Below are 410 nucleotides of genomic sequence, written 5' to 3'. Positions count from 1 at the left end.
CGTCCAGACTCAGATCGCCGCCGCTGGCGAGCAGGCCATCAGCGCTGTTGTCCAGCAGGCCGTCCACCGTCACCTGCAGCGTGGACGTGCCGGCCGCCTGCACGGTACCGCCGACATTGCGCAGCTCAGCGGCGGTGAGATGGGTGTTGCCCGCCGCGGCCACGGTGCCCGCAGTGTTGTCGAGCACACCCGACACGCTCAGGCGCGTATCGCCGCTGCCGGCCGCCTGCAGCGTGCCGGCGCGGTTGTTGACCGTGCCGGCGTCCAGCTGCAGCGCGCCGTTGGTGGCAATGATGCCGTCGGCATTGTCCAACGCGTTGCGCACCTGCACGCGCAGGTCATCCGTGCCGGCTGCGATCAGCTGTCCGCCGGCGGTGGTCAGGTTGCCGGTGGTGACGGCTGGTGACGGC

Annotated in this window: 1 protein-coding gene; it reads right to left on the bottom strand. The window is 71.0% G+C overall.

Annotation, left to right across the window (positions count from 1 at the left end):
* Positions 1 to 410, bottom strand: a 410-nt coding sequence (locus AC1DGW_RS16895) for a hypothetical protein (protein WP_478025211.1), incomplete at both ends; no start/stop codon positions are given.

It is taken from the genome of Stenotrophomonas sp. 05N423, from assembly GCF_056397145.1.
Note: the sequence above shows the minus strand (reverse complement) of the source record. Positions and strands in the feature narration are given on the sequence as shown.